Source organism: Oleiphilus sp. HI0086, assembly GCF_001635225.1.
On sequence record NZ_LWFZ01000403.1, the window covers coordinates 1 to 650 of the forward strand.

1 protein-coding gene is annotated in these 650 nt (G+C 44.8%); it reads left to right on the forward strand.

Features of this window, described 5'->3' with window-relative positions; genetic code table 11:
• Positions 1-496, forward strand: a 496-nt coding sequence (locus A3756_RS05010; RefSeq protein WP_304438859.1) for a UDP binding domain-containing protein, incomplete at its 5' end; no start/stop codon positions are given.
• Positions 497-650: the final 154 nt, after the last annotated feature.

Consider the following 650-nt stretch of genomic DNA (forward strand, 5'->3'; position numbering starts at 1 on the left):
TATTGGTGTAGACCCATACTACCTAACACATAAAGCGCAATCGATTGGTTACCACCCAGAAATCATTCTTTCCGGTCGTCGTATTAACGACAACATGTCTGCTCATGTTGCCGAGAAAGTATTGAAGCTTATGACCAAGAAGAAAATTCAGGTTGTTGACGCAAACATTCTGGTCATGGGGCTTACATTTAAAGAGAACTGCCCTGATATTCGCAACACCAAAGTGACTGATGTTATTACAGAGCTCCAGGGCTACCACGCCAATATTGACGTCTATGACCCTTGGGCAGATGCAGAAGAGGTGAAGCATGAGTATGGGCTTAACTTGATCAGCGAACCTAAACAAGATCACTACGATGCAGCAGTCATTTGCGTATCACACGACCAGATCAAAGAAATGGGTATCGCAGAAATCCGTAAGCTATGCAAAACCAATAACGTTATCTTTGATGTGAAATATCTATTCGACAAAGATGATGTTGATGCGCGTTTGTAAGCCTCAGCTCGGCATTGAATTAAGAGCCCGGTAGTTACCGGGCTTTTTTGTTATCCGCTTGCGATTCGATAATTAGCACCACATGGCAACCATTGGCACTCACTACATCCTCAGCGCGCTAGGCGGCGCGAGAAAAAAAGGCGTCGATACTCGC